1 protein-coding gene is annotated in these 11,459 nt (G+C 51.6%); it reads right to left on the minus strand.

Annotation, left to right across the window (positions count from 1 at the left end; all coding sequences use genetic code 11):
• Positions 1–11,459, minus strand: an 11,459-nt coding sequence (locus tag AC27KT_RS19565) for an Ig-like domain-containing protein (protein ID WP_487132741.1), incomplete at both ends; no start/stop codon positions are given.

The raw sequence follows: 11,459 nt of genomic DNA on the forward strand, positions 1-11,459 counted from the left end.
ATTACCCGCATCGTCAGTTGCAGTAACAGATGTTGGGTAACTACCTTCAGCGAGCGTAGCAACTGCGTTGTCGGCCAGCGTCCATGTACCGTCACCGTTATTGGTAGCGGTATAGTCGTTGCCGTCAATGGTGACTACTACAGTAGCCGTTGGGTCATCAACCGTACCCGTTAGTGCAGGCGTAGTGTCATTGGTCGTTACATCATTGATGGTTACAACAGGTGCCACGGCGTCTACTGTGTCAGATGCAGGCCCACTTGTGTTGCCCGCTTCATCGGTTGCTGTTGCCGTTACTACAACTCCATCTGCTAATGGTGTATCTGGCGTTACGCTCCAATTGCCGTCGCCATCAGCGATGACAGTGAAATCTGGCGTGCCGTCTCCGTCTACATCCACATTTACCGTTGCGCCCGCTTCGGCTGTGCCGGTAATTTCAGTGCCGTTGCCCGCTTCAACGGTAGGCGCTGCAGGTGCTGTGGTATCAATAACCACTGTGCCAGTAGTTGTACCCACATTACCTTCTGGGTCGGTTGCAGTAACCGTTGCGATATAACTACCTTCAGCAAGTGCCGCCACCGCATCGTCAGCCAGTGTCCACGTGCCATCACCGTTATTGGTGGCGGTATAGTCGGCACCATTGATGGTAACAACCACAGTGGCTGTTGGGTCGTCGACCGAACCAGTAAGTGCCGGCGTTGTATCGTTCGTTGTTAAATCGTTAAAGGCAACTACTGGCGCTGCCGCGTCAACCGTGTCTGAGGCTGGGTTGCTAATGTTACCCGCTGCGTCAGTTGCCGTTACGGTCACAATTACGCCATCGGCAAGCGGTGTATCAGGCGTAATGCTCCAATTACCGTCGCCATCAGCGATGACGGTGAAATCAGGCGTGCCGTCGCCATCCACGTCCACATTTACAGTGGCGCCTGCTTCAGCGGTACCGGTAATTTCGGTGCCGTTGCCCGCATCCACAGTAGGTAACGCAGGTGGTGTAGTATCAATCACTACCGTTCCAGAATTTGAACCCACATTGCCATCGGCATCTGTGGCAGTAACGGTGGCGGTATAGCTACCATCTGCAAGTGCAGCTACTGCATCGTCAGCCAGCGTCCAGCTTCCATCACCATTGTTAGTTGCGGTATAGTCCACGCCATCAATGGTCACTACTACGATAGCGTTTGGATCGTCAACCGTACCGGTTAGCTCTGGTGTAGCGTCATTAGTAGTTAAGTCGTTGATTACAACGACTGGCGCAACAGCGTCTACTGTATCTGTCGCTGGTGCACTGACATTGCCAGCTCCATCAACCGCCGTTGCCGTAACAACCACGCCATCGGCCAGCGGTGTAGTGGGTGTTACTGACCAATTTCCATCGCCATCTGCGATGACGGTGAAGTCTGGCGTGCCGTCGCCATCCACGTCCACATTTACCGTTGCGCCTGCTTCCGCAGTACCCGTAATTTCAGTGCCGTTGCCTGCATCGACGGTAGGCGCTGCTGGAGCAGTGATATCAATCACCACAGTACCAGAGTTAGTTCCAGTGTTACCGTCGGCATCAGTAGCAGTAACCGTAGCGGTATAGCTACCTTCAGCCATCGCTGCAACGATATCGTCAGCCAGTGTCCAGCTGCCATCACCATTGTTTGTCGCGGTATAGTCTGTACCGTTAATGGTAACGACCACGATGGCGGTTGGATCGTCTACCGAACCGGTAAGTGCAGGCGTGGTGTCGTTAGTCGTTAGGTCGTTAAAGGCAACGATTGGCGCAACAGCGTCTACTGTGTCAGTCGCTGGGCTACTTGTATTGCCTGCTTCATCGGTAGCTGTTGCCGTGACAACCACGCCATCGGCTAGAGGTACAGTGGGTGTAACTGACCAGTTACCATCGCCATCAGCAATCACTATGAAATCAGGTGTGCCATCACCGTCAACGTCTACGTTTACGGCAGCGCCTGCTTCGGCTGTGCCGGTAATTTCGGTACCGTTGCCTGCATCAACAGTAGGCGCAGCTGGCGCAGTAGTATCGATAACACCGCCATTTTCGTTTGCGGTTGCCGTATTACCCGCGCCATCTGTTGCACTTGCGGTGACTGAATAATTACCTTCAGATAAGGCTGCTGGCACATCTACAAAGAAGGTGCCATTAGCTTGAACAATGGCGTCAAATGTTTGGGTGTTTCCGGCACTATCGGTAACGCTGATGGATACGGTGCTGCCTGGCGCAATATCTGTAGTACCGGAAATGGTCGGTGTCGTGTCGTTTCCAGTACCAAGCGAGTCCAAGGTTAGGTTTGGCACGGCTGTATTGATATTGCCGCTGGTATTATCAGACGCCGAGTTTCCAGCAGCATCAGTGGCGGTAGCAGTAACATCGAAGTTTCCGTCTGCCATTGCATTGGGCACGTCGGCGCTGAAATTACCAACGCTATCGACAATAGCAGTAAATGTCTGTTCTGCTCCCGCGCTGTCGGTGACGGTTATGGTCACTGAACTACCTGGGCTTAAATCGGTGCTACCCGTGATCGTTGGCGTGGTATCGTTACCTGTGCCTTGTGCATCTAAATTGATTGTCGGCGCGGTAGTGTCTACGCTACCGTTTGTTTCAGTGGCAGTCGTCTCATTACCTGCTGGGTCTTGGGCAACGGCGGTAACGGTATACCCTCCTTCAGCCATTGGGTTAGGCACATCGGCCGAGAAACTGCCGTCTCCCTGAACGGTTGCATCGAAGGTTTGGCTTACACCTGCGTTATCCGTCACCGTAATCGTTACTGTCGCGCCTGCAGGCAGATCAGTATTCCCTGATATTGTAGGCGTTGTGTCACTGTCTGTGGCTAGTGTATCTAACGATAGGGTAGGAGCTGTCGTATCAATAACGCCTGTATTGTCTACAACGGTAGTGCTATTACCCGCTTCATCATTCGCCGTGGCTTCAACACTGTATGCACCTTCTGCCAAAGGCGCAGGCACATCCACTGTAAAGTTACCATTTACATCAACTGTAGCTGTGATGGTTTGAACATTTCCGGCGCTGTCAGTTACCACAAGCGTAACTTCACTACCCTGCGCAAGGTTTGTGCTACCAGATAGGGTAGGCGTTGTGTCATTGCCTTCTTCAAGTGGCGTTAAGGTTAGTGATGGTGCTGTAGTGTCTATGCTTCCAGCATCACTCGCTGTCGCTGTATTACCTGCCTCATCACTGATGGTAGCGCTTACCGTGAAGTCGCCTTCAGCTAAATTCGTACCTGGGGAGATAGAGAAAGAACCATCGGCCTGTACCACTGCACTTAAGGTCTGGGTTGCACCGGCGCTATCCGTTACCAAAATAGTGACAACTGAGCCCGCAGGTTCATCGGTTGTACCGGTAATGAGTGGCGTTGCGTCGTTAGTGGTATCGGCAACATCTATAGTAAGTGTAGGTACTAGAGTATCAACTACGCCTGCTTCGTTATCGGTTGTACTGTTGCCTGCTGTATCAGTGGCGGTTACTGATACAGTGAAGTTTCCTTCAGCCATCGCCGCTGGTACGTCGGCAGAGAATACGCCGCCTGCGGCAACCAATGCAGAGAACACCTGGCTATTACCCGCACTATCAACAACCGTTATTTGCACTGTAGAACCTTGCGGTAAATCTACAGTACCGCTTATGGTTGGGGTTGAGTCGCTAACTGTACCTGGCTCGTCCAGCGTAATAACAGGTGAAATTGTGTCGATTAGACCGGTTTCAGCGTCGGACGCTGTATTGCCTGCTTCATCAACGACTGTTGCCTGAACTGTGAAGTTACCCTCAGCCAAAGTGGTGGGTACGTCTACGCTAAAAGAGCCGTCGCTTTGCACGGTTGCTGATAAGGTTTGTATATTGCCAGCATTATCGGTGACGGTAATTGAAACTGTGCTTCCGGCTGGCTGGTCTGTCGTGCCGCTAATGGTTGGTGTTGCATCATTGCCAACCCCCGGATCTGTCACATCAATAGCCGGTGATGTGGTATCTACCACACCGCCAGTTTCAGAGTCAGAGCCTGTATTTCCGGCGCCGTCAGTCACTTCTGCGACAACTGTGTAACTGCCCTCAGCCAAGTCTGACGGTACGCTTGCGCTGAAGGTGCCATCTCCTTGGACTGTTGCAGTAAAGGTTTGAACTGATCCAGCACTATCTGTCACTGTTAAGGTGACAATGGCACCAACTGGCGCGGTAGTTGTGCCAGAAATAAGAGGCGTAGCGTCGTTTGTCTGGCCAAGGGCATCTAGCGTAATGTCCGGAGCGCTTGCATTAATATTGCCGCTATCCGACACAGTCGTGCTATTGCCCGCAGCGTCGCTCGCACTGGCTGTTACATCGTAATCGCCATCAACAAGCGCGCTGGGTACTTCAACTGAGAAAGTGCCATCCGCGTTTACCGTAGCGGTAAGGTTCTGTACATTACCGCCTGCATCGGTGACAACCAGTGTAATGGTTGCTCCCTCTGGCAAGTCGGTAGTACCGCTCAAAATTGGCGTTGCGTCATTGCCGCTGGCCACTGGATCTAAGTTGATAACAGGTGGGGTGGTGTCAACTGTACCGTTGTTATCAACCGCTGTGTTTTGATTACCTGCATCATCAGTCGCCGTCACTTCTACTGTGTAATCGCCTTCTGCAAGGTCAACCGGCACATCAGCACTAAAGCTACCGTTCGCTTGAACTATGGCAGTGAAAGTTTGCGTATTGCCTAGGCTATCAGTTACGCTAATGCTTACCGTGTTGCCCGCAGCTAAGTCGGTGGTTCCCGATATAGTCGGTGTAGCGTCGTTGGTTAGGCCTTGTGCGTCTAACGTTATGGTGGGGGCTGCTGTATCTATGACTCCGTTGTTATCTATTGCCGTTGCTGAATTACCCGCATCGTCAGTCGCAGTGACGATCACACTGAAACTGCCTTCAGCTAAATCGGCAGGAACATCAGCACTGTAAGTACCATCGTTTTGAACGGTTGCAGTGAATGTTTGGGTATTTCCAGCGTTGTCTGTCACGCTTATGCTAACTGTGTCGCCAGCATTGAGGTCTGTGGTGCCAGAGATAGACGGCGTTGCATCATTGCCAAGCCCTTGTGTATCGATGGTTATCGATGGGGCTGTGGTATCGATGTTACCGCCATTTTCGGTTACCGATGCACTGTTGCCAGCGCCGTCTGTGGCGGTGGCAGTAACAGAATAGTCACCTTCAGGTAAGCTTGCAGGAACATCAGCCGTAAAGCTTCCATCACCTTGCACTACGGCACTGAATGTTTGTGTGTTTCCAGCACTGTCAGTCACAGTTAGCGTTACAGTGCTACCTGGCGCTAAGTCGGTATTACCTGAAATGGTCGGCGTTGTGTCGTTGCCCGACCCAAGAGGGTCTAGGGATAGGGTAGGCGCGGCAGAGTTTATGTCGCCGCTCACTGTATCTGTAGCAGTATTGCCTGCAGCATCAGTGGCCGTTGCAGTAACGTCGAAGTTTCCGTCTGCCATAGGATCAGGCACATCTGCACTGAAGTCGCCATTACCATCAACCGTTGCAGTAAACGTCTGCACAGCGCCAACACTGTCAGTTACTGTGATAGTTACTGTGCTTCCCGCAGCTAGGTCGGTATTTCCGCTAATGGTAGGCGTGTTATCGTTACCTGTACCAAGCGGATCCAGAGTGATAACAGGCGCTGTGGTATCTACGCTGCCTCCCGTTTCAGAATCAGAACCTTGGTTGCCTGCCGCGTCTTGAGCCGTTGCGGTAACCGTATAGTCACCTTCAGCTAGCGGTGAAGGTACGTTGGCTGCAAAACTGCCGTCGGTTTGTACCGTTGCAGCAAAGGTTTGCGTGTTACCTGCACTGTCGACCACCGTTAGTGTGACAATGGCGCCAGCTGGAAGGTTTGTGGTACCAGAAATAGTTGGTGTTAGGTTATTCTCTGGCGCTAATTCTTCAAGATTTAGCTCAGGTGGCGTGATGTCGATAACGCCTGAATTATCGAGAACCGACGTGCTGTTGCCTGCTTCATCAGTGGCGCTAGCTTCAACACTGTACGAGCCTTCAGCAAGTGCCCCGGGTACATCAACCGTAAAGTTTCCTGCAGCATCAACTGTTGCTGTAATTGTTTGAATGTTGCCTGCACTATCTGTGATAACCAAGGAGACCACGCTACCTTCCGCTAGATCTGTACTTCCCGAAATGGTTGGCGTCGTGTCGTTGCCTAATCCTTGAGGGTCTAAGGTTAGGGTAGGCGCTGTGGTGTCTATGGTACCTGTTGCATTGGCTGACGCACTGTTGCCAGCATCGTCGGTGGCCGTTGCAGTAACCGTATAGTCACCTTCGGCCAGTGCGGCTGGCACATCCACAGTAAAGTTGCCGTTTGCGTCAACCGTTGCGGTCACAGTTTGTGTATTGCCAGCGTTGTCGGTAATCGACAGCGTTACGGTTTCGCCTGTTGCCAGGTCCGTAGTGCCCGAAATGGTAGGCGTAGTATCGTTATTTGAGCCCAGCGCATCTAGTGAAATAATGGGGGTGACGGTATCGACGATCCCGTTATTGTCGGTGACAGATGCACTATTTCCGTTGCTGTCAGTAGCGGTAGCGGTTACTGAGTAATCACCTTCGGCAAGAGGCGCGGGGACATCAGCACTAAAGTTACCGCTCGCATCAACAAGTGCAGTAAAGGTTTGGGTGTTGCCTGCACTGTCAGTGACAAAAAGCGTCACGGTTGAACCCGCTGGTAGGTCAGTCGTACCCGAAATGGTTGGTGTAGTATCGCTCACCGTAACCTGCGCATCTAGTGTCAGTGCAGGGGCGCTGGTATCTAGCGTACCGGTATCAGAGGTGGTGGTTGTATTACCTGCATCGTCTGAGGCACTTGCTGTTACCGTATAGCTGCCGTCTGGTATAGCGTTTGGAACATCTGCGCTGAAGTCACCATTCGCGTCTACAACGGCGTCAAAGGTTTGTGTGTTGCCTGCGCTATCTGTGACAGTTAACGTGACTGTGCTTCCCGGCGCTAAATCAGTGCTGCCCGATATGTTAGGCGTTTCATCGTTGCCTGTGCCCTGCGGATTTAGCGTAAGTACAGGGGCGGTGGTGTCAATATTGCCACCGTCTTCAGTTGCGATTGTTGAATTACCTGCATCATCTCTTGCAGTAACTTCGACGCTGTAGTCGCCTTCAGGCAGTGGAGACAATACCTCTGTTGCAAAGTTGCCGTCAGCATCAACCAATGCGTTAATGGTTTGCGTGTCGCCATTGCTGTCAGTCACGGTGATCACAACAACAGCGCCTTCAGGTAAATCTGTATTACCTGAAATAACCGGCGTAGCGTCATTGCCTGAATCTAACGGGTTAACGGTAACAATAGGCGCTTGTGTATCAATACTTCCATTTGCTTCGTTTGCCGTCGCGGTGTTGCCTTGTGCATCGCTTACTGTTGCCGTAACGGTAAAGTCGCCTTCAGCCAGGGCGCTAGGCACATCGGCACTGAATGTGCCGTCTGCTTGCACGGCTGCTTGGAAACTTTGCGAGTTACCATTGGCATCTACCACGGTAATGGTAACCAGTGTGCCAGGTGCCACGTCGGTAGTACCTGTGATAGTTGGGGTAACATCGCTGGTAGCGCCTTGTGTATCAAGGGTTAACAGCGGCGCTTCGCTATCTACATTACCTGTTGTATTGGCATTCGCGGTATTGCCTGCACTGTCGGTTGCAGTGGCAGTAACAGTAAAGTCGCCGTCAACTAGTGCGTTTGGCACATCTACACTGAAGCTACCATTTGCATCGACCAAGGCATTGATTGTTTGCGTGTTTCCAGCGCTATCTGTAACGACAAGCGTAACCGTGCTTCCTTCAGGAAGGTCAGTGGTGCCTGAAAGCGTAGGTGTGGTGTCACCCGTGCTGCCAGGGTTTTCTAAGGTAAGCGTAGGCGCGGTGGTATCTACAACGCCGCCATTGTCGGTTACTGTTGTCGTATTGCCATCGCCGTCAGTTGCGCTGACGGTAACGGTGTAAGCGCCATCAGCGAGTGGGTTGGGAACATCCGCACTAAATGTTCCGTCTGCACCTACTGTCGCGGTAATCGTTTGCGTGTTACCTGTGCTATCCGTCACGGTTAAAGTAACCGTGCTTCCTTCAGGCAAGTTGGTAGTGCCTGAAATAGCGGGCGTGCTGTCATTCGTCTCGCCTTGACCATCTAGCACTAACGTGGGGGCATTGGTATTAATATTACCCGTTGCGTTGTCTGTAACTTCATTGCCTGCTTCGTCTTCTGCCGTGGCAGTAACAGTAAAGTCTCCATCAGCCAGTTCTTGGGGGACGTCGACAGAGAAATTACCGTTAGTATCGACTAAGGTGTTGATAGTTTGAATGTTACCTGCGCTATCTACGACCGTTAGCGAGACAACACTCCCTTCAGGCAGATCGGTGCTGCCCGATAAAGTCGGTGTGGGATCGTTGCCAGAACCCACTGGATTTAAAGATAGCGATGGTGCGGTTGTATCTACTATGCCGCCGTTTTCTGTCACGCTAGCGGTATTACCATTTTCATCGACAGCGGTTGCTGTAACGGAGTAGTTACCTTCTGCTAATGCGCTAGGTACTTCGGCGCTAAAGCCTCCGTTTTCATCAACAACGGCTTCAATAGTTTGCTGATTACCTAAGCTATCGGTGACGACCAGTGTTACCGTGCTACCTTGTGGTAAATCTGTTGTGCCACTAATAAGTGGCGTGGTGTCGTTGCTAATGTCTTGAGGGTCGAGCGAAAGCGTTGGTGCTGCGGTATCAATATTGCCCTGTGTCGATGCAGAGTCTTGATTACCCGCATCGTCAGTGACAGTGGCGGTAACGGTAAAGTTGCCGTCGGCAAGCTCTGCCGGCACGTCAACAGAGAAAGTACCGTCATTTTGGACTATAGCTTCAAAAGTTTGCGTATTGCCTGCACTGTCTGTAACCGTGATTGATACACTGCTACCCGGTGCCTGGTCTGTGTTACCTGAGATGGTTGGCGTAGTATCATTAGTACTGCCTTGAGCATCTAAGTTAACCAGCGGCGATGTAATATCGATATTACCGCCAGTTTCCGTTGCCGTTGCAGTATTGCCGTTCGCGTCGGTCGCTGTAGCCGTTACGCTATATTCACCTTCTGCTAATGGATTGGGCACATCGACACTGAAATTACCAGAACCGTCTACCGTTGCCGTAAATGTTTGCGTATTGCCAAGCGCATCGGTAACAGACAGTGTGACAGTGCTGCCAGCGGGTAAATCGGTAGTACCTGAGATAGTAGGCGTGGTGTCGTTATCATCACCCAGTGGGTCAAGGGTTAAGCTTGGCGCATTGCTGTCCACGGTGCCAGTTTGTGACGTCGAAGCACTATTTCCTGCAGCATCGGTGGCTGTTGCTTCAACAGTGTAGTCACCATCAGCGAGTTCAGCAGGCACGTCTGCGCTAAATTCGCCGTTCGCGTCTACTGTGGCAGTAAAGGTCTGGCTGTTTCCAGCACTATCGGTTACGGTAAGTGTAACCGTGTTGCCCGCTTCCAAGTTTGTAGAACCGCTAATTGACGGTGTCGTGTCATTCCCTGTGCCAAGTGGCTCTAGTGAAATGGTGGGGGCTTGCGTATCAATATTGCCGCCATTTTCAGTAACAGTCGTTGTGTTGCCTGCTTCGTCTGTAGCACTGGCCTCTACGGTATATTCACCCTCAGTAAGCGGCGTTTGCACGTCGACGCTAAAGTCACCGTTTTCATCAACGATGGCATCGATAGTTTGTGTGTTGCCCGCGCTGTCGGTCACCACAATGGTTACTGTTGAACCAGGTGGTAAATCGGTAGAGCCTGAAATAGTTGGCGTGGTGTCGCTACCGTCAGTTTGTGGGTCTAGAGAAAGTACTGGTGCGGTAGTGTCTATGGTGCCACTGTTGTCGACAGCGGTGGTTGTATTACCCGCTGCATCAGTTGCTTCAACAGAAACCTCATAGTTGCCTTCTGCTAGCGCGTCTTCGACATCGGCGCTGAAATTACCATTTTCATCAACAACGGCGGTAATAGTCTGCGTATTACCCTGGCTATCGGTAACGGTAATAACGACTTCGCTGCCTGCGGGCAAATCTGTATTACCTGAAATCGTAGGTGTTGTGTCGTTAGTATCCGTTTGTGGGTCGATATTCACAACCGGTGGGGTGGTATCAAGTACAGTAGTGGCCGTGGCGGTAGAGCTATTGCCATTTTCGTCTGTCACCGTCACTTCAATCTCATATTCGCCCTCTTCAGAGCCAGGAGGGAATGCTACATTGAAGTTGCCATCCTCATCGGTTGTCCCCGTTATTGTCTGGCTGTTGCCGTCGCTATCGGTGATAACAACCACAACCTCAGAATTAGGGGCGTCTGACGAACCGCCTATACCTTCACTACCGTTGGTAGGAGAGCCTGTTTCAATAACAACATTAGGACCTTGGGTATTGATAACCGCATCGATTGTCGTTGAAGCGGTATTGCCCGCCACATCAGACACAGTAGCGGTTACCGTGAAGTCGCCGTTTGCGAGTGCTTGCGGCACTTCAGCACTGAAGCTGCCGTCTTCTTGCACTGTCGCAGTAATGGTTTGCGTAGTGCCATCTGAATGTACAATTTCTAGCGTTACAATCGCACCTGGTTCTGCATCGGTGTCGCCATTTATCACTGGCGTGTCATCGTTGGTTGAGCCAATAGGATCAAGGCTAATTATCGGCGCCGTAGTGTCAATTTCGCCAGTCACTGTGGTGGTAGAACTATTACCTGCTGGTGTTGTTACAGTAACATCTACCGTGTACTCACCTTCGCTAAGCTCCGCTGGTACATCTTCGTTGAACGTGCCGTCAGCGCCCACTGTAGTAACGATTGTTTGTTCGTTACCCTCGCTATCTGTAACAACAATCACGACTTCACTGCCAGGAGGGGCATCGGTTTCACCAGAAACGTTTGGCGTAGTATCGTTCGTTGGAGCAGGTTGATTTACGGTCGTGGAAGGACTTGTGGAGTCGTAATCGCCGCTTGCTGTTGCTTGTGCGGTATTGCCCGCACCATCTGCCACCTCAGCAGATACGCTGTATGTACCCTCTGCCACCGCATTTGGAACTTCAACGGTAAAGGTACCATCGGCAAGCACAGTGGTGGTAAAGGTTTGAGTAACGCCAGCACTATCGGTAACGGTAAGCGTTATCGTGCTTCCGGGCACGGCATCCGTTAACCCCGAAAGTGTGGGTGTAGCATCGCCATTTATTCCTGGGTCGTTTAATGAGATGGTTGGCGCCGTCACGTCGATAGCACCTTGTGCTTCGGCATTGGCCGTATTGCCCGCTTCATCGGTAACGCTGGCGTTAACCGTAAATTCACCTTCAGCTAATTCAGCCGGTACGTCAGCGCTATAGGTGCCGTCTGCTTGCACAGTGGCAGTTACAGTTTGCGTGTTGCCCGCGCTATCGGTGATAGTTAATGTAACTGTAT

The sequence above is a fragment of the Alteromonas sp. 5NW40-0090 genome, from assembly GCF_057552975.1.